19 protein-coding genes are annotated in these 19041 nt (G+C 66.1%); 8 read left to right on the forward strand and 11 right to left on the reverse strand.

The annotated features are described in order from the left end of the window. Position 1: 1 nt before the first annotated feature. On the forward strand, positions 2-340 hold the full coding sequence (locus ASC63_RS01425) for a YciI family protein (protein WP_055809010.1): 339 nt from the start codon (positions 2-4) through the stop codon (positions 338-340). Continuing rightward, positions 289-1545, forward strand: coding sequence for an RNA polymerase sigma factor (locus tag ASC63_RS01430; protein WP_442915049.1), 1257 nt, complete (start codon positions 289-291; stop codon positions 1543-1545). The genes ASC63_RS01425 and ASC63_RS01430 overlap by 52 nt, the downstream gene beginning before the upstream one ends. Before the next feature lies 1 nt (position 1546). On the opposite strand, the gene ASC63_RS01435 is transcribed toward ASC63_RS01430, so the two are convergent. Then, positions 1547-1843, reverse strand: coding sequence for a DUF2277 domain-containing protein (locus tag ASC63_RS01435; RefSeq protein WP_055809012.1), 297 nt, complete (start codon positions 1841-1843; stop codon positions 1547-1549). Between the two features lie 4 nt (positions 1844-1847). Continuing rightward, positions 1848-2471, reverse strand: a complete 624-nt coding sequence (locus ASC63_RS01440) for a TetR/AcrR family transcriptional regulator (protein WP_055814618.1) — start codon at positions 2469-2471, stop codon at positions 1848-1850. 91 nt (positions 2472-2562) lie between these two features. Here ASC63_RS01440 and ASC63_RS01445 point away from each other — a divergent pair, with 91 nt between their 5' ends. Both ASC63_RS01445 and ASC63_RS01450 read left to right on the forward strand, forming a co-directional pair. Beyond that, positions 2563-4110, forward strand: coding sequence for an FAD-dependent oxidoreductase (locus ASC63_RS01445; RefSeq protein ID WP_055809014.1), 1548 nt, complete (start codon positions 2563-2565; stop codon positions 4108-4110). A gap of 194 nt (positions 4111-4304) precedes the next feature. Next, complete coding sequence (locus tag ASC63_RS01450) at positions 4305-4889, forward strand: hypothetical protein (protein WP_055809017.1); 585 nt, start codon at positions 4305-4307, stop codon at positions 4887-4889. A 51-nt stretch (positions 4890-4940) separates the two neighbouring features. Here ASC63_RS01450 and ASC63_RS01455 read toward each other — a convergent pair whose 3' ends face one another. Then, positions 4941-5549, reverse strand: coding sequence for a GNAT family N-acetyltransferase (locus ASC63_RS01455; protein WP_055814621.1), 609 nt, complete (start codon positions 5547-5549; stop codon positions 4941-4943). 85 nt (positions 5550-5634) lie between these two features. Here ASC63_RS01455 and ASC63_RS01460 point away from each other — a divergent pair, with 85 nt between their 5' ends. Beyond that, on the forward strand, positions 5635-6465 hold the full coding sequence (locus ASC63_RS01460; RefSeq protein WP_055809019.1) for an aminoglycoside phosphotransferase family protein: 831 nt from the start codon (positions 5635-5637) through the stop codon (positions 6463-6465). 15 nt (positions 6466-6480) lie between these two features. Here ASC63_RS01460 and ASC63_RS01465 read toward each other — a convergent pair whose 3' ends face one another. The 8 genes from ASC63_RS01465 to ASC63_RS01505 all read right to left on the reverse strand — a co-directional run bounded on the left by ASC63_RS01465 (position 6481) and on the right by ASC63_RS01505 (position 15045). Beyond that, positions 6481-8229, reverse strand: coding sequence for a helicase HerA-like domain-containing protein (locus ASC63_RS01465; RefSeq protein WP_055809020.1), 1749 nt, complete (start codon positions 8227-8229; stop codon positions 6481-6483). A gap of 124 nt (positions 8230-8353) precedes the next feature. Then, on the reverse strand, positions 8354-8854 hold the full coding sequence (locus tag ASC63_RS01470) for an HtaA domain-containing protein (RefSeq protein ID WP_055809022.1): 501 nt from the start codon (positions 8852-8854) through the stop codon (positions 8354-8356). 15 nt (positions 8855-8869) lie between these two features. Continuing rightward, on the reverse strand, positions 8870-9751 hold the full coding sequence (locus ASC63_RS01475) for an ABC transporter ATP-binding protein (RefSeq protein ID WP_055809024.1): 882 nt from the start codon (positions 9749-9751) through the stop codon (positions 8870-8872). Continuing rightward, on the reverse strand, positions 9748-10545 hold the full coding sequence (locus ASC63_RS01480; protein WP_055809026.1) for an ABC transporter ATP-binding protein: 798 nt from the start codon (positions 10543-10545) through the stop codon (positions 9748-9750). The genes ASC63_RS01475 and ASC63_RS01480 overlap by 4 nt, the downstream gene beginning before the upstream one ends. Next, positions 10542-11399, reverse strand: coding sequence for an ABC transporter permease (locus ASC63_RS01485; RefSeq protein ID WP_082487025.1), 858 nt, complete (start codon positions 11397-11399; stop codon positions 10542-10544). Before ASC63_RS01485 ends, ASC63_RS01480 begins: the two co-directional genes overlap by 4 nt. After that, complete coding sequence (locus ASC63_RS01490; RefSeq protein WP_055809028.1) at positions 11396-12340, reverse strand: ABC transporter permease; 945 nt, start codon at positions 12338-12340, stop codon at positions 11396-11398. Before ASC63_RS01490 ends, ASC63_RS01485 begins: the two co-directional genes overlap by 4 nt. Positions 12341-12377: 37 nt before the next feature. Further along, positions 12378-14003, reverse strand: a complete 1626-nt coding sequence (locus ASC63_RS01495) for an ABC transporter substrate-binding protein (protein ID WP_162242860.1) — start codon at positions 14001-14003, stop codon at positions 12378-12380. Positions 14004-14106: 103 nt separating this feature from the next. Continuing rightward, entirely contained in the window at positions 14107-15045 is a 939-nt protein-coding gene (locus ASC63_RS01505) for a PaaX family transcriptional regulator (protein WP_162242861.1), read from the reverse strand. Positions 15046-15165: 120 nt separating this feature from the next. Here ASC63_RS01505 and ASC63_RS01510 point away from each other — a divergent pair, with 120 nt between their 5' ends. From ASC63_RS01510 to ASC63_RS01520, 3 genes are read left to right on the forward strand one after another with little or no spacing between them, the layout of a single operon-like run. Continuing rightward, positions 15166-16377: a cytochrome P450 gene (locus ASC63_RS01510; protein WP_055809036.1), complete on the forward strand. Its 1212-nt coding sequence runs from the start codon at positions 15166-15168 to the stop codon at positions 16375-16377. A 17-nt stretch (positions 16378-16394) separates the two neighbouring features. Continuing rightward, on the forward strand, positions 16395-17729 hold the full coding sequence (locus ASC63_RS01515) for a hypothetical protein (protein ID WP_055809038.1): 1335 nt from the start codon (positions 16395-16397) through the stop codon (positions 17727-17729). 8 nt (positions 17730-17737) lie between these two features. Further along, positions 17738-19033 (forward strand): hypothetical protein, encoded by a 1296-nt coding sequence (locus ASC63_RS01520; RefSeq protein ID WP_055809039.1) that lies wholly within the window; start codon positions 17738-17740, stop codon positions 19031-19033. Positions 19034-19041: the final 8 nt, after the last annotated feature.

Here is a 19041-nt window from a genome sequence, read left to right on the forward strand (position 1 = left end):
CATGCAGTATCTGATCAACGTCATCGACAGCCGCAGCAACTCGGGCACCGCCGAGGAGGCGGTCGCGATCGACGCCTTCAACGACAAGCTCCGCGCCGGCGGCCACTGGGTGTTCGCCGGCGGCCTGGCCGACCCGACCGTCTCGACGGTCATCGACGGCCGACACGGGGAGCCGATCTTCACCGACGGCCCGTTCGTGGAGGCCAAGGAGTGGGCCGCCGGCCTCTGGATCATCGAGGCGCCCGACCTCGACGTTGCCCTGAAGCTGATGGCCGAAGGCTCGAAGGCGTGCAATCGCCGGCTCGAGGTGCGGCCCCTGCTGGCGGAGCCGACATCCTGATCGACGCCGGCAACGCCCTCAGCCGCGCCCACCGAGACGAGTGGGCGCGGGTCGTGGCGACGCTCACCAAGCGGTTCGGAAACTTCGACACCGCGGAAGACGCGGCCGCGGAAGCCTTCGCGACCGCCGCCGCGCGCTGGCCGACGGATGGCATCCCGCCGAACCCCGGCGCCTGGCTCACCACGACGGCGACCCGTAAGGCGATCGACAGGATTCGGCGTGAAAGCGGCCGGGACGCGAAACACCGGGAGGCGATGCTCGTGTACGACACAGAGACCGAACCGCTCGGTGCGATCGACGACGACCGGCTGCGCCTGATCTTCACCTGCTGCCATCCGGCGCTCGCGATGGAGGCGCGCGTCGCGCTCACCCTGCGCATGGTCGGAGGGCTGGAGGTACCCGAGATTGCTCGCGCCTTCCTCGTTCACGACACCACGATGGGCGCCCGCATCACCCGAGCCAAGGCCAAGATCGCCGCCGCCCGCATCCCATACCGCCTGCCCACCGCCGACGATCTGCCCGGCCGGGTATCGGGGGTGCTGGCGGTGCTGTTCCTGATCTTCAACGAGGGGTATCTCGCGTCTGGCCCCGACACCGAGCCGGTGCGTGAGGAACTCACCGGCGAGGCGATCCGGCTGGCACGGCTGCTGCACCAGCTGCTGCCCGCCGACGGCGAGACGACCGGGATGCTGGCGCTGATGCTGCTCACCGACGCGCGGCGGTCGGCCCGGGTGTCAGCGGCGGGCGAGCTGGTCACTCTCGCCGAGCAGGACAGAGGCCAGTGGGATGCCGCGCTGAGCTCCGAGGGGCATGCGCTGGTTCGTGAGCGGCTGGCATCCGGGCTGGCCCCCGGTCGCTACCAGGTGCTTGCAGCCATCAACGCCGTGCACACCGACGGGGATGCGCCCGACTGGGCGCAGATCGTCGCGCTCTACGACCAGCTGGTGAGGCTCGACGGCTCACCGATCGTGCGGCTCAACCGCGCGGTCGCGGTCGCCGAGCGCGACGGGCCGCAGGCGGGGCTCGCGCTCATCGACGACCTCGCATCCGAGCTGTCGGGATACCACGCCTTCCACGCCGCGCGCGCGAGCCTGTTGCGCAGGCTCGGCCGCATCACGGCATCCCGCGACGCCTTTGACGCCGCGATCGGTCTGACGGCCAACACGGCCGAGATCGCGTACCTCACGCGCCAGCGGAATCTCTGACTCAGGCCGTCGCCGTGCGGATGCGGACCTCGCGCTCCATTCGCTTCTCGTGGCGGGCGCGGCCTTTCAGCGCTTCGGCTTCACGGCTCTTGGGCGGGGCGTTGGTGACCAAGCCGTCGAGCAGCAGACGTGTGGCATGCGCAATCTCGTCGATCGCCTGGTCAAACGCGGCGGTGTTCGCACGCGATGGATGCGTCGATCCGCTGACCTTGCGAACGAACTGCAGCGCGGCTTCGCGCACCTCGTCGTCGGTGGTCGGCGGCTCGAAATTGTGGAGAACCCGGATGTTGCGGCACATGCGCCTAGGGTAGCCCGTGTCTCGCTTGATAAGCCTGTACCAAGGGCAGAAAGAGGTCGTCGACGATCGACTGGATGCGCGCGGGCTTCAGAGGTCTGAGATCCATGAACATGTCGTGTCGCACCAGGTCGAACGGCATGGCGAGCACCGCGGCGGGAATGCGCTTGAGGTCGATTTCGCCGCGGTCGTGCGCGCGCTGGTAGAGCGGGCGCACCGGCACAAACCGCTGCTCACCCAGAACCGTGTCGCGAGCCTCGGCGGGAGTGAGGCCGGTGTCGGCCAGCAGTCCGGAGAAGGCGGCGGCTGCGGCTATCGCAAAGAAGCCGGAGAGAGCCTCGCTCACGGCCCTCAGCTGGGCAAGCAGATCGTCGCGCAGCGCACCGGTGTCGGGCAGCATCACCGGGTTGGCTGCGCGGTAATGCTCGATAGCGGCAAGCACGAGCCGATCCTTATTGGCCCAGCGGCGGTAGAGCACGGCCTCACTGGTACGCGCACGCACGGCGATGGATGCCATGGTGAGGCGGGCGTATCCCACCTCCACCAGCTCATTCCACCCCGCATCGAGCAGCGCGGACTCGAGTTGCTCGCCGTGTCGGCGTCGGCGAGCGGGTTCGGGAGCTGCGTTCATCACCATCACAGCTTAGAAAGGTTTGCCTTTCTTAGCAACCAGGTCTACTGTTACAAGAAAGTAATTCCTTTCTTGAAATGGAGATGGGTCCATGACCGCGACAACAGAACAAACACAGCCGCAGAGCGCGCCGACGGTTCTGATCGTGGGTGCCGGTCCGACCGGGCTGACGCTGGCCTACGAGCTCGCTCGCCGCGACGTCTCGTTCCGACTCATCGAGGCCTCCCCCGGCCCACAGCGCGGCTCACGCGGCAAGGGCATCCAGCCGCGCACCCTCGAGGTGTTCGAGGATCTCGGCATCGTCGATCGCGTTCTGGCCAACGGCCGCATGGCCATGCCGATTCGCTCGACCGATCCCGACGGCCAGGTGACCCTGGGCGGCGGCGCACCCGAGGCCTTGAGCAACCGCCCCGACATTCCGTATACGGCGAGCCTGATCACACCGGAATGGCGCATCGAAGAGACCTTGCGCCTGCGATTGGCAGAGCTGGGGGGTGCAGTCGAATTCGGCACCGCCCTCGAACGCTTCGAGCAATCTGACGAGGCGGTCACGGCGTACGTCATCGCAAACGGCACGGCTGAAACCATCACCGCTCGCTGGCTGGTCGGCAGCGACGGCGGCCACAGCATCGTGCGCAAGCAGTCGGGCATCACCTTCGAGGGCGAGACCCTCGACGAGGTGCGGATGCTCGTCGCCGACGTCGAGGTCGACGGCCTCGATCGTGACGCCTGGCACATGTGGCGGCATCATGATGGCTCCGCCAGCCTCGCCCCGCTGCCCTCGACCGACGTCTTCCAGTTTCAGGCCAGCATCACAGCGGGGCAGAATGCCGAACTCAGCCTCGAGAACATGCAGGCGATACTGAACCAACGCAGCGGTCGCACGGACATCCGACTGCACGAACCGGAATGGTCGACGTTGTGGCGCGCCAACATCCGCCTCGTCGACCGCTACCGCGAGGGTCGCGTCTTCCTCGCTGGCGACGCGGCACACATCCACTCGCCCGCTGGCGGCCAGGGCATGAACACGGGCATTCAAGACGCGCACAATCTCGGCTGGAAGCTCGCAGCCGTCGCGAATGGCACGGCCTCGCCGACGCTGCTCGACAGCTACGGCGCGGAGCGGCGCCCCGTCGCATCCGGAGTGCTCGAACTCTCCAACGCACGACTCACCCAGGCGATGCAGCAGAAGGGCATCTCCACCCGCCGCGACGCGAGCACGATACAGCTCAATGTCGGCTATCGAGGCTCCGTTCTGGCGCGTGACGACCGCGACGACACCGCCTCGCTGCGCGCGGGTGATCGCGCCCCGGATGCGACAGGTCTTACGACACCGCACGGCGAGCGCCGGCTCTTCGAGCTCACGCGCGGCGGGCTCTTCACGCTACTGGCCTTCGGCAACGCCCCCGCGCTCGAGGCCTCTCCGCTCGACGCACCCCTGGTCGAATTCAGAACGCTCCGTGTCGTCAGCCACCTGACGGGTCCCGATGACATCATCGACACCGAAGGCTATCTCGCCAGCGCCTACGGCGCATCCGACAGCACTCTCGTACTGATCCGCCCCGACGGCTACGTCGGACTCATCTCAGACGCCGGCGACATTTCGGACGTATCGCGCTACCTCAGCGCGCTCGGCTGAACGACTGAAGCGACGACGGCGCGCCGGGTAGAATTGGCGCTGTCCAGAACCAGCCGTCGATCAGGCGGTTGCGAACGGGGCCGCGCTTCTGTGAAACCGCGAACCCGTGTCCCCCAAAATGCCGCTACCGGCCGGGCGCAGAACGCGACAGACTAGCACGTCAGACTAAGTGGGGAAACGGCCGTGGGGGATGAATGACGACAAGGGATGTCGCGCTGGTGACGGCTGAGGTGCTGCGCCCGCACCGCCACCTTTTTTCACGGGGAGTCCTGGCAATTTTTGCGCTCACCACCCCGGTCTTCGCCGTGGTCTACTGGCTGACCATCCCCTCGGGGCCGTGGCCGATCGTGCTCATCGTGCACTGCCTCGTGGTGCTCGCCACCCTGCTCGGTCTTATCGCCTTCTTCGATACCCTCATCAAGGTCGGCCCCCGCAGCGTGACCGAACGAGGCTTCTTCGGCCGCGTTCGCACCGTGGAGTCGGCCGAGGTCGGCACCGTGATCCTGCTGGACCTCTACGAAAGCAATGCGCTCGACACGAACCCGCAACTCTTCGTTTGCGATGAGAACGGCAAACGGATGCTGCGCATGCGCGGCCAGTTCTGGTCACGCGAGAGCATGGAGACGGTGATCGACGCGCTCGATCGCCCCGTGACGGTTCCGCCGGAAGCGATGACCATGTCCGAGTTGCGCCGTTCCTCCCCCGGATTGCTGTACTGGTTCGAACGCCGACCGCGCCTCGGTGGAAGAGACGCCCCCGGTGGGAGCACTCTCGCCTGAGCCAGGTCGGCTTCGGCGACGCCGGCTTCGGTGGCCCAGCCAGTCTCGCTGCTACACCGCAGCATCCGTTGCAATGCCGAGCACCGGGCTCTCGGGCGTGCTCGAGCGCAACTCGTGAAAGCCCACGCGATCGTAGAAAGCGCGCGCCGCGGTGTTCTCTGCCGCCAGTCCGAGATGCAGCGCCGGCACTCCACGCTCGCGCAGTGCCTCGAGCAGCGTGCGAATCAGGGTGCGGCCCAGCCCCTGCCCCTGCAGTTCGGGCAGCAGGTCGATGTGCAGATGAGCGGGGTACTCGTCTAGACCGGCGAAGATCATCCGCTCGGGCTCGTAGCCGGCATCGACCAGCCACTGCTCCCCCGGCCTCGGCGCCTGACGCGGGTACCGGGCGGCGAAGACCGGAAGCCACTCGGCCCGGTACGCGTCCACGAATCGACGCGTGTCGGCCACCCCGATGACGTACCCGGCCACGCGGTCACCCACGTCGACCATGAACGCGAGTTCCGGCTCCAGCGCGAGATAAGGGCCGGCGAAGACATCGGCAATGAGCTCGTCGCTCGAATAGAGACCCGTCGCATCCGTGCCCGCCGCCCCCGTGCGCAGGCACACCTCGTAGACGTCGTCGCGGTCGCTCGCACGGTAGGGGCGGATGCGCGTCGTCATCGTTCCATCATGGTGCACGCCGGCCTCCCGCACCCGGACTTCATGCACACCCGCCTGGTGCAGCGGGCTCGTGCATACTGGCTTCGTGCCCACCGCTGACGTCGCCCGCTATCTGCGCCGGTGGGCGCTCGAGCCCGACGGCGACCTCTTCGCGACCCCGAGCAGCGTGCTCGCACCCGTGCGTTATCGTGGCGCCGCGGCCATGCTGAAGATCGCGACAGAGGCCGAGGAGACGGCCGGCGGGCGGCTCATGGTGTGGTGGGCCGGGCGCGGTGCCGCGCGCGTCTTCGAGCACAAGGGCGAGGCGATTCTGCTGGAGCGGGCCACCGGCATCCGCTCGCTGGCTGAGATGGCCCGCGCGAGCGACGATGCCGATGCCGCGGGCATGCGCATCCTGTGCGAGGCGGCCGGGAGGCTGCACGGCATCACGGACGAACCGCCGGCGGGGCTCACCCCGTTGACCGTCTGGTTTCGCGCGCTGCTCGACGGCCCCGCGGGTGCAGACCCGTTCATCGACCGGGCGCGCACGATAGCGCGCGAGTTGCTGACGGCGCAGACCGAGCAGGTGGTGTTGCACGGCGATCTGCATCACGACAACGTGCTCGATTTCGGCGGCGCCGAGACTGGGCAGCCGGGCGGCGAATGGCGCGCCATCGACCCGAAGGCGCTCATCGGCGACCGCGCATTCGACTACGCCAATATGCTCTGCAATCCGGATGCCGCAAGCGCGCTCGCCCCCGGTCGCCTCGAGCGCCGCGTGCGCGTGATCGGCGAGACCGCTGGCATCGAACGCGAGCGGATGCTGCGCTGGTGCATCGCGTGGAGCGCGCTGAGTTCGATCTGGCGCATCCAGGACGGCGTCGACCCCGGGCACACACTCGAGGTGGGCCGCGCCGCCGAGCGCCTGCTCGCGTAACCCGCCGGGTGGGCGCTACCGGCGGCGGCGGGTACCGAAGATGCCTGCCACCACTCCGCTGATGATCGTCTTGGTGAGCGGCGACTTCAGCACCCCGGCAATCACGTCGCCGGCCCCGCCCGACGGCGCCGAGCCGTGCGTGGGGCGTGACGCCTTCTGCTGCGCCTTGGCCTCGGCCGCTGCGGCATCCGCCTGAGCCGCGGCCGCCTGCTCCGCCTTCGCCGTCTCGGTGGCCGCGGCCATCTTGCGGCCGAGCATCTCGCGAGCGGAGTCACGATCGATGGCGGTGCCATACTTCGCCAGCAGCGGCGACGCGGCGACGGTGGCGTCGATCTGAGCATCCGGTGTCGGCGACATGAGGCCCTGCGGCGCGCGCAGCCGCGTCCAGGCCACCGGGCTGGGGGCACCCTTCTCGTTCATGACCGTCACGACCGCCTCACCGGTGCCCAGCGATTGCAGCACGCTGGCAAGGTCATAGCCCGAGTTCGGGTAGGTGGAAACCGTGGCCTTGAGCGCCTTCGCGTCGTCGGGGGTGAAGGCGCGCAGGGCGTGCTGCACGCGTGACCCCAGCTGCCCGAGCACGTCGCTGGGCACATCCTTCGGCGTCTGCGTGACGAAGAAGATGCCGACACCCTTCGAGCGGATCAGCCGCACCGTCTGCGTGATGGATGCCAGAAAGTCCTTCGATGCATCCTTGAACAGCAGGTGCGCCTCGTCGAAGAAGAACACGAGCTTGGGCTTGTCGAGGTCACCCACCTCGGGCAGGTCGTTGAAGAGGTCGGCGAGCAGCCACATGAGAAAGGTGGAGAACAGCGCCGGCTTGTTTTGCACGCCGGGCACCTCGAGCAGGCTGATGACGCCCTTGCCGTCTGCCGTCGTCTTGAGGAATTCGGCGGTGTCGATCTCGGGCTCACCGAAGAAGACATCTGCCCCGTCATCGGCGAAGGTGATCAGCTCGCGCAGGATCACGCCGACCGTGGCGCTGGAGAGGCCGCCGAGGCTGACGAGTTCGCCCTTGCCCTCGTCGCTCGTGAGGTAGTTGAGCACGCTGCGCAGGTCTTCGAGATCGAGCAGGGGCAGGCTCGCCTTGTCGGCGTAGTGGAACACCAGACCGAGGCTCGATTCCTGGGTCTCGTTGAGCCCGAGCACCTTCGAGAGCAGGGTGGGTCCGAAGCCGGCGATGGTGGCACGAATGGGCACGCCCTTTCCCACGCCGCCGAGGCTGTAGTACTCGGTTGCGGTGGCGGCCGGCTGCCAGTCCTGGCCGATGCCCTTGGTGCGGGCCAGCAGCTTGTCACTGGATACACCCGGGCTCGCGACACCGGAGAGGTCGCCCTTGATATCGGCCGCGAAGACGGGAACGCCCTGGGCCGCGAGTTGCTCGGCCAGGCCCTGCAGCGTGCGCGTCTTGCCGGTGCCGGTGGCCCCGGCCACGAGGCCGTGCCGGTTCACCATGCCGAGGGGGATGCGTATCTGCACATCGGCGCGCGGGTCACCGTTGACGAGCGCCCCCATCTCCAGGGCGGGTCCGTCGAACGCGTACCCGGCCTTGATGGCCTCCACTTGGGGCTCGCTGAGCGGGCCTGCGGCTCCTGAGCCTGCGGTCCCTGAGCTTGCCGAAGGGGCCGCCGCAGCATCGGCAGCCGGCTCAGCGGCCGGCGCCGCGGCATCCGCCTGCGCCTCGTCCTGCGCCGCCTTCAGCGCAGCCTGCGCGTCTTCCAAAGCCTTCTTGGCGGCCTCAACCGCAGCTGTCGCATCCGTCATGTTCACAGAGTACCCAGCCCGCGCCGCACAGCGACCAAAACGACGGAGATTCGATGCGGATGCGCCGATTCCGGCCGCATCCGCACGTCACCACCCATAAACTCCGTCGTTTTCGCGCGCTCGGTCAGGGTGCCGGGATTCGCACCGTGAGCGGGTCCATCGGCTCGCCGGCCGGGTACGCGCCGCCGAAGGTCATCACGGAGTCACCGGCGAGAACGGTGGGGAGCGAGCGCCACATCAGTACCGACCCGTCGGCTATGGCGTCGCCCACAGCGACGTCGGCAATTCGAAAGGGGCGCGGCGATGCCATAGAGGCCACATCGTTCACGCGCAGCGATGCAGTCTGCTCCTCGATCACCAGAGAAAGATCGGCGAGCCGAAGGCTCAGCGCCCCGAAGTGTGCGTCGATCTGAACCGAACCGCCGAAGCGGATGGTCCCCCGCCGCGTGGCCGCATCGAATTCGTTCGTGCTTTCCAGCGGAAAATAGAACTCGCCATCTCTCGTCATGGCCGCGCCTGAAGAGACCGCGACCGTCGCGTCACCGGTCGAGCGCAGATACGCGAGAAAGCTCTGCTTGACTCCCCACGCCAGGCCCACATCGGCTCGAGCCGCCACATCATTCATCCGGTTCTCCACGGTTCAGGACTCCCCAAGTGCGGCCGCGAACTCCTGCCGGAGCCGCACGGCATCGGCAGGCACCCACCCCGGGCGCGGGGTGCTCGCCATGAGCAACTTCGTATATGGATGCTGGGGCGCCGACATCACCTCCTGCGTGACGCCGGATTCGACGACCTTTCCCCTGTGCATCACGAGGATGCGATCAGAGATCTCGTTCACCACCGCCAAATCGTGGGAGATAAAGATGAAGCTGACCTGGCGCTCTGCCCTGATTCGCGCGAGCAGACGCAAAACCTGGGCCTGTACCGTCACATCGAGCGCGGAAACCGCCTCGTCGAGCACAATCACGCTCGGGTCTGCCGCGAGCGCCCGGGCGATCGCAACCCGTTGACGCTGACCACCGGAAAGCGGCCGCGGATACGCGGTGAGAAACTCGGCGGGCAGGCCCACCGCATCCAGCAGTTCCTTCGCGCGAGCCGCACGAGCATCGGGCTGCAGCTCGGTGTGCAGCGTGAGAACCTCCTCGAGGGCGGCGCCCACGGTCTGCCGAGGATCCAGCGAGAGATAGGGGTCCTGAAAGACGAGCTGGATATACCCCGATCGAACCCGTCGCTCGTGGGCGCGCCGAATGCCGGGCGTGGAGCCGAGACCGGTGAGTTCCACGGTTCCGGACGTCGGCTGAATGAGGCCCATCACCATGTTGGCAACGGTGGTCTTGCCCGATCCCGACTCACCGACGATGGCGAGGGATTCCCCACGTCCAACCGTGAATGACACGCCGTCGACGGCCAGCGTTTGGCTGCCCCTGCCCCGCACCCGATAGGCCTTGCGCAACTCGGTCGCGCGCACGACGAGATCGTCGGCCGAGCGGTCATCAGTGGGGTGATCGCTTTCAGCGTTCATCGGTTCACCACCTCGGGCGGAAGGGAGGGTCTGTCCTGCACGAGCCTGCGGGTGTACTCCTCCCGTGGCGCGTTCTGAATCTGGGAGGACAGCCCGTGCTCGATGATGCGTCCCGCCGACATGACGGCTGTCCTGTGGCAGATCGCTGCCGCAAGATCGAGGTCGTGGGTGATCAGCACCATGGCAAGTCCGTATTCTCGCCGAAGCTCATCGAGTATGGCGAGCACCTCCGCCTGACTGGTGACGTCCAGCGCGGTGGTGGGCTCGTCGGCGAGGATGACCGCAGGCTGCGCAAGAACGACGGATGCGATCATCACCCGCTGCAACATCCCACCCGAGAGCTCGTGCGGAAAGGCCTTCAGCTGTTCCGACGCACGCGGAATTCTCACGGCGTCCAGCCCCGCCAGCGCCGCTTTGCGGGCGTCGGACCGGCCGACGCCGCGCAGCCGAAGCCCCTCGATGAGAAAGTCGCCGACCGTGCGTACGGGGTCGATGTGCGCACGCGGATCCTGAAAGATCATGCCAATCTTGTCGCGCCGGATCTGGCGCATGCCCGGTGCCTCGAGTCGTGTGAGCTCGGTGCCGGAGAACGTGATGGACCCACCGATCGTCGAGCCTCGCGGCAACAATCGCAGGATGCTCCGCGCCGTCATTGATTTTCCCGACCCGGATTCACCGACGAGGGCAAGCGTCTCAGACTCGTCGAGCTCGAGGCTGACACCGTTCAGGATCTGCTTGTCTCCGTGCGGCGTCGGCACCCTGAGTGTGAGGTCGTTCACGTCGAGAAGGCTCATTGGGATCGCCTGCCGAACCGTGCGGTGAGCGCGTCGGCGAAGACCGTGAAGGCCATCACCGCAATGATGATCATGATTCCCGCCCAGAGTGACTCGGCCGGGTGACCCTGCAGCACGGAGGCCTTTCCGTCGGAGATCATCACGCCCCAGTCCGCTGCGGGCGGTCGAATGCCCAGCCCCAGGAAGGACAGGGTGGCTATGCCGAGCATGGCGTAACCGAAGATTGTCGCGAGCTGCGCCACGATGATCGGCGCAACGTTCGGTAGCAGGTGACGGGTGCTGACGCGCCAGCCCGACAGCCCCTGCAGCCAGGCCGTGCTGATGTACGGCATCGAGCGCTGTCGAAGCGTCTCGCTGCGCACCACGCGCGCTATAGCCGGCGTCATCGGAATGGCCGTTGTCACGATGGCCGTCCACAGGCTGGGACCGAACAGCGTCGCTGCAAGGATCGCCATGATTGCCCCGGGAAATGCGAAGAGCACGGCGAGCGCCGCCATCATGCCGGAATCGAACCATCCGCCCTTCCACGCCATGACCACGGCGAGCCCGGAGCCGAGCACGCCGGCGATCAGCGTCACGAGGGCTGCTCCCAACAGCGATGACTGCGAACCCGCGATGAGGCGGGAGAGCATGTCGCGTCCCGCGGAGTCCGTGCCCAACCAATGCTCGGGGCTGGGCGGCGCGAAGCCCGTGAGAATGTCGCCCGCCTCCGGATCGTATGGGGTGATCCATGGCGCGAGCACCGCCACGATGACCAGCAGCACGATGACTGCGCCTGATCCGTACAGCAACACATCGTGACGATGGCGAAAGGAGCCCCCACGAACGGATGCCGGCTGGAAGGTGAACGTCATGAGGTCACCACCGCCGCCATCCGGGGATCGAGGTATCGATAGAGCACATCCACGAGAAGGCTGGTGAGCAGAAAGATCGCCACGATGCTGAGACTGAGCACCTGAACCACGGCAAGGTCCTTGCTCTCGGCCGAGGTGATGAGCAGGCTGCCGATGCCCTGGATGCCGAAGACCGTCTCGATCACGGCCGTTCCTCCGACCAGGGCCGCAACGCTCAGCCCGGCGATGGTCACGGCAGGCACGAGCGAGTTGCGAAGAACGTGGCGCCGAATGATGCTTCCCTCTCGCATTCCTCGCGCCCGGGCGGTATCGACGAACTCCTTGCGAGACTCTTCCTGGGCGCTGTTGCGCACGATGCGCGTCAGGAGCGCGCAGTCGGCGAGCGCCAGGGCAATTGCCGGCAGTGTCAGATGCCAGATCATATCCAGGCCGGGGTCGCCGCCACCGAACACCGGAAACCAGCGCAGACCGACGCCGAACACGCTGATGAACACTATCGCGTAGAAGAACGGCGGGGTCGCCAGGGCGATGGTCGTGGCCCAGGAGATGCTCTGCCCGACCCAGCCCGGCGCGAAAGCAGCGAGGAGACCCAGCGAGACTCCCACGACTATCAGCAGCACGCTGGCCATGATCACGAGCGTTGCCGAGACTCCCACGCGTGAGCCGATGATGTGGGCGACCGTGTCATTCTGCACGATCGAGAGCCCCAGGTCCCCATGCAGAAGATCGCCCCACCAGGAGAAGAAACGCGCAAAGAACGGTTCATCGAGGTGATACCGGGCGGTGAGCGCCGCGGCCTGCTCCGCGGTGAGGGCGCGCCCTCCGCTCAGTGCCACCAGCGGTGAGCCCGGGGCGAGCTGCATGCCCGCGAAGATCAGGAAGGACGCAACGAGGAGGGTGCCGACGGTGTATGCCAGTCGACCGGCAATGAATCTCACCACGCTCGGGCGCCCTCCCCCATCTCGTTGTTCGCCGTCGTCACTTGCCGCCGAGAGCGGCAGCCCAGGGGTAGCCCATGAACGTTGCGTCGGAGAGCACAACGCCGCCGATCTTACTGTTGACGAAGACCTGTCGGGGAACATACGCCACAGGAATCACGGGAAGATCGGTGAGAGCGCGCGCTTCGATCTTTCCCGCGATCTCGGCCCGCTGCCCCTTGTCGAGCGTGGCGCGCCCCTCGGCGACGAGATCCGTGATGCTGCTGTGGTCGTAACCGGAGTAGTTCGCGGTGGAGCTGGGAATCAGGAAGTTCGCGAACGCTACATACGGATCGTTCATATTCAGGCCTGCGTAGTTGAACGTCAGGTCGAAAGTGGGATTCTTGGTGGCGCTCATGACCGCCCCGACCCAGTCGCGCGGAGCCTTATCGTCGAGCTTGATCGTCAATCCGATCTTCTTGGCGACCTGCTGCAGATACAGGGCCATGTCGCCCACCTCCGCGCCGACGCCCGAGGTGTATAGCAGTGAAATCGGGCGCGGTTCACCCTTTTCTTTGACGACCTTCTCGACGAGCTTCTTGGCCTCATCGAGCCTGGCCGTGACGTTGAGGGCCTTGGTGCTCTTCACCTGCTCGGCCGCAGCCGCGCCGACAAAGCTTGTCGCGGGCGCCCCGCCGTTCGGGAAAACACGCTGGGCGACAGCGGTTCTGTCAATGGCCAGCGAAAGGGCCTCGCGCAGACGAACATCGTCAAGCGGATTGCCGTCAAGCTTGCCGACGACAAAGGAGAACACGGAGTTGGTCAGCCCGGCGTATGCGTCTCCCATGCCACTCGATTTGAGTTTGTCGATCGTGACAGAGGGAAAACTGTACATGCCCTGCACGTCGCCGCTCTGCAGGGCGGCCGAGGCGATCGAACCGTCTTGCAGGTAGTTGATGGTGACGGTCTTGGCGTGCGCCCGAAGCTTGGTGTTCCAGTAGCTGTCGTTGCGCTTCAGAACAATCTTCGACGACGGGTCAGACGAGGCGATGCTGAATGGCCCCGAGCACATGAGGTCACCCTGCAAGGATCCCAGCTTGCTTCCGGCCGCAACCGAATATGCCTTCTCCATCACTGCGCCGGCCATGGTGCCCAGGGCCTTGAGCAGCAGGATGTCGGGCTTCTTCATGGTGATCTCGACGGTCGTGTCGTTCGTTGCAGTGATGCTGGCGACATTGGCGAAATACGGTGCGAAGTCACTGCCCACCGCCGGATCGAGGTTGCGGCTCAGGCTGTAGACAACGTCGCTTGCCGTCACGGGCTTGCCATCCCAGAACTTCGCACCGTCCACCAGGGTCAGCACGTAGTGCGTGTCGTCGACCTGCTTCAGTTTCGTCAGGTTGTCGCCCACGCTCAGGTCGGGGGCCGCCTGAAGAACCGTGTCGCAGAGGTTGCCGATGATCAGGCCAGCCTCCCTGCTCTGGGAGTGCGCAGGATCGAGGGTCGGGAGCACGGCGTAGTACGCCCACGAGACGTTGTCGAGCTCTGAGGTTGCCGCGGGAAGCTGGGTGAGCATCTTCGGCTTCGCCGCCGAGGAGCTGGGCGATGGTGCGGATGCAGCGGTGCATCCGGAAAGGGCGAGGGCTCCTGCGATAACGACCGCAGTTACAGGGAACACTTTTCTCATGCGACACATCCTTGGGTCTGAAGCAATTGAGGTGATGCTAGGGGTAGAGCAGAGTCTGCCTCAATAGACGGCAGCAATGCAACAGTTGCACACAAATAGTGCACTATATTTTTGCGCGAGTCGGTTCCGCGCTTCGAGTTCGAGCACTGCGCGAGTCATATACGCGCGGCAACGCATCCGTCTCGAGGTCGAATTCGGCAAGCAGATCCCGCGCCCTCAGTTCGGCGATGGGGCCGAGCCGGTCGTAGAGCTCCGTGAACACTCGCCCGGCGTGCTCAAGCGGCCAGTCCTCGGGCAGCAGCTGCATGGGCATGCGCGGGTCCCGCCGGTAGAGCCCCCGCCATTCGTCCATCATCGTGGTGCGTGTGATGAACGCTTCGGCCGGCGAGACGGTCGAGCTTCGAGCGGCATCCAGCATCGGGGTGTACGTGTCGAGAAACGAGCGATACGCCTCGCCGAGGCCCGAGAGATCGCTTTGTGCGGACTGAACACGGGATCCGAGCGCAGACGGGTATGCGAGGTCGGCATCCAGCGCTATGACCGACGGCTCCTGGAACTCTTCGAGCGCGCTCAGGAGCGCGGGCGTGAACTGATAGGCGGAGAACCAGACCCCGTCCTGCACGGCGGCAAAGCCATGAGAACGCAGGGTGGATCGCAGCGCGCTGCGCACCTGACGGCGCTCCTCGGAGATCGTGAAACAGACGACCCTCCAGCGCCCGTCCCAATTGCTCAATTTCTCCGAAGCGAAAGAGAACTGGTTGGAAAAGTTGCGGTACCCCACCCGCTCTACGGATTCGCTGAGCCGGTACAGCGTGTTTCGTCCGCTCTTGGTGGCGATGAGCACCCCGCGCGATCTCAGACGCAGCACCGCGGACCGCGCGCTCGCGGCGCTGATGCCCAACTCGCCCAGCATGCGCACCAGTCCGGCGGAGGGGATCGGCACGGAATTGCCTGACCAGTAGTCGCCGAAGATCGTCACAAGAAGGTGCTGAGGATTCGGTCCGGCCTGCGAACGAGGCAGCGGCAACGGCAATTCATTCATGAGGCCCATTGTGCCGTCTAATTCCTTCGTTCTGAATAAGCGGCATTAATTTGGAGATAAATCAGTTTTCCGATGTATGTTGAAGGTGCGCAAATACACCGGAGTTGAGCGGAGTCGACGATGATTGCCCCAGAGAAGACCGTGCCATCGGATTTCGATCCGCTCGGTTCCGACGATCCCGAAATCGTGCGCCGGGAGTTCGCGCGCCTTCGCGAGACGATGCCGCTCGCACATACCGATGCATACAACGGCTATTGGGCGCTCACGCGATACGAGGATGTCAAGAACGCGGCTTCCGATTCGAAGACGTTCATCTCGTCGGTTCGCGCCGTGGTTCCCAGCGATCCGCGCGGACTGCGACGCCCGCCACTGAACTACGACGCGCCTGCACACACACCCTTTCGGCGCGCTCTCGACAAGACGCTGCAGAAGCGACGGCTCGACCGGCTGGAGCCCGTGCTGCGCGAGCACGCCCGCGAATGCCTCTCACCGATGCTGGATGCCGGCGGCGGCGACATCGCGCAGGATTTCGGCGTCATGTTTCCTGCCTGGCTGACCACGGAGTGGCTGAATCTCGATCCAGAGGTGGCGCCCGACCTCGCCGCAACTTCGTTCAAGTGGGTCACGGCCTGGCGTGAGCGCGACCTCGCCACCGTAAACGAGACCAGTGAGCACATGTACGCTCTCGCGCGGGATCTCGTCTCGCGTCGCCTGGCCGACCCTATGGATCCTGAGGTTGATCCCGCCAGCTCACTTCTTGCGGAGATCTACGAGGGGCAACACCTCGACCAGGAACAGATCGTCGGTGCCCTGCGCCAATGCCTCGTTGTCGGCATGGTCGCGCCGCCCATCGTTTTCGGCTCGATCGCGAACCATCTCGCCGCAGACACCGAGCTGCAGGACCAGCTGCGAAACAATCCGGAGATACTGCCGGATGCCGTGGAAGAGTTCATCCGCCTCTACTCCCCGTACCGAGGCTTCGCGCGCACGGTCAGCGCACCCGTCGTGCTGCACGGTCGACGGATCGAGCCGGGAGAACCCGTCACGCTGGCCTACCACTCCGCCAACCGTGACCCCTCGATGTTCGATGACCCTGACATCTTCCGCCTGAGCAGGTCGAATATCGCGGAGCATCTTGGATTCGGCCGGGGTCGGCACCACTGCGTTGGGGTGCCACTTGCCCGTCTGGGCCTGCGCATTGAACTGGAGGAGCTCCTCTCCCGCACCGAATCCTTCCACGTCAATGGTGACGTCGAGTTCGCACGCATGCCTGAGGCCGGCCTGACATCCGTTCCGGTCACGCTCGTGGCGTCGTCTCGCCGATCTGGCTGACGAGAGACACGCCGGCCATGCGCTCGAGACGCCTCGTGGGGCAACTGCCCACTGGAGCCAACTGGATCATCGAGACTCCGCAGGACTGGAACGGCACGCTCTGCCTCTTCAGCAACGGCTACGGCGCACTGCGCCCCGGCGAGGAGCCCGATTCGGCGGGAGACCCGGTGACGCGGGAGACCCTGTTGCGGCTGGGCTATGCGCTGGTCGCCTCGGTATCTTCGACCCCGGGCTGGGCCGTCGCCGATGCGTTGAATGATCAGGTGGCCACGCTCGACGTCTTCCGGCGTGAGATCGGCAGCCACGATCTCGTGATCGCGTGGGGCCGCTCGATGGGTGGCCTGATCACCGCGGCGCTCGCCCAGAACGCCTCATCACACATCGACGCTGCCGTTCCGATGTGCGCATCCGTTGCCGGACCGATTCCCATGCTCAACCAGGGACTCGACGCGGCCTTCGCCTTGGTTTCGCTGTGCTTTCCAGAGCGCTCGATCGAGTTGGTCAACGTTGGCGGTGACGACATGAAGCGCCTGCGCGAAGGTCGCGAGCTCGTCGTCGAGGCGAGCGCATCCGCTGCAGGTCGCGCCCGGCTCGCACTCGCGTCGGCGCTCGCGCAGTTGCCCACGTGGACATCCGACAACCTCCAGCGAGCCCGCGCTGACCCACCGCGGCCCGGGGCCACTGACTATCTCGGCCAACTCGAGAACCAGGCTCGAATCTTTCACTACACGGCTTTTTCTCCGCGAGCCGATCTCGAAGCGAGAGCGGCAGGAAACTTCTCCTGGAATGTCGGCGTCGACTACGCGGCCCAGCTCGAGCGATCCGGCTTCATGGAGCTGGTGTCGTGGGCATATTCGTCGGCGGGCCTGCGACTCGACGACGACCTCGCCCGACTGGCGCAGGCGCCCCGCATCGCCGCCGATCCCCCGGCGATCGAGTACATGGAACGCAATCTCACGCCAGACGGCTTCATCGGGGTTCCGGTGCTGACGATGTCGCTCACCGGTGATTTCGCCCCGACGGTGACCCAGACCAGTGCGTATGCCGACGTTGTCAAGGAGGCGGGCTGCTCCGAACTGCTGCGCCAGACATACGTGCACGCGCCGGGGCACTGCGCCTCCTTCTCCACGGCGGAGGTCGCCGCGGCGATTCAGACCGCGGATGAGCGGGTGCGTGACGGGAGTTGGGGCGCGCTCACGGCGGATGCACTCAACGAGCGAGCGGCACGCGTCGCCGCAGCACGCTGGCCCGCTCTCAAGCGCCCACGGTTCGTCGAATTCACCGCGCATCCACACACGCGTCCGTATCCCCGAACGCACCGAATCACCCCCTTGACCACCGGCCAGATCTGAGGCTCATCATGGCTCCGCAGCCCATCCGCACAACGCTCGCCGACGGTTCCGACTGCGAGTTGGCACGCCCCGACGACTGGAACGGCTACCTCGTCACCCAGCCCGACCTGTGGTTCGACGAGGTGAATGACGGCATCCAGCTCTGGTTGTGGAATAACGGTTTCGCTTCCATTCGCCACAGCCGCGACGTGCGCGGCTGGAACATCGGACAGGCGCTGCTCAATGAGGCAGAGTCGATCGCGCTGTTTCGCGACCGGTTCGGCGCACCCGAGAGGGGGACCGTGGTCTGGGGCGGTTCCATGGGCGGCCTCATCACCCGGCTGTTGATCGAGAAAACGCCCGACACATACATCGGCGCGATTGCCATGGATGGCGGTGGCGCTGGAACGCTCGCGACCTTCAACCGGGGCTTCGACATGGCGTATGTCATCGCGACGCTCCTCGCCGAGCAGCCCGTGGCTCTCGTGCAGGCCGCCGATGCCGACCACGAGATCCAGGCTCTCACCGGGCTGGTGAAGAACGCCATGTCCTCCCCCGCCGGACGTGCTCGAATCGCTCTCGCCGCGGCGGTCGGCGGCACTCCCGCGTGGTCCGACCCCTCCCAGCCCCGGCCCGATCCTCGCTCTCCCGAGGAGGAGGCCGAACAGCTCGCGTTTGGCGTGCTCAGCACCCTTCCCCAGGCCTATTTCTTTCGGCTCAGCCTCGAACAGTTCGTAGCCGGCACCTTCGTGTCGAACGACGCAGTGGATTACTCTCGGCTCCTGGCCGATTCCGGGGTGCGCCAGCGGGTTCAGCACCTCTACGACATCGCTGGGCTGTCACTCGGGAACGACCTCACCGAGCTCGCGCAAGCACCCCGTATCTCGGCGGATCCCCACGCGATAGACAGGGTGACCCAGCAGCTCGCGGTGACCGGAGACATCCGCTGTCCCGTGCTCGTGCTCAAGTCGATTGGCGATCCGGATGCCATTACAGCCGAAGAACATGCGTACGCCGAGGCGGTGTCGCGCTCCGGAGCATCCGAACTGGTGCGCTGGGCATGGGTGGACACCCCCGGCCATCTCAATTTCACTCTCGCCGAGCGCATAACCGCACTGACAACGCTCGTCGAGCGAATCGAATCCGGCGCCTGGACGGGGACGACGACGCCCGCGGCATTGAACGCACGCGCCGAGGCTCTCTCGGCCGATGACGGCTACGACTTCACTGTCTATGGTGCGCTCGAGAAGGCACCGGGCGTCGACTTCGGTCTCTCGCGATTCGTCAGCTTCTCGCCGCGACCGTTCGGGCGGGCAAACGGATAGACCAGACC

It is taken from the genome of Leifsonia sp. Root112D2, from assembly GCF_001424905.1.
Classification (GTDB): domain Bacteria; phylum Actinomycetota; class Actinomycetes; order Actinomycetales; family Microbacteriaceae; genus Root112D2.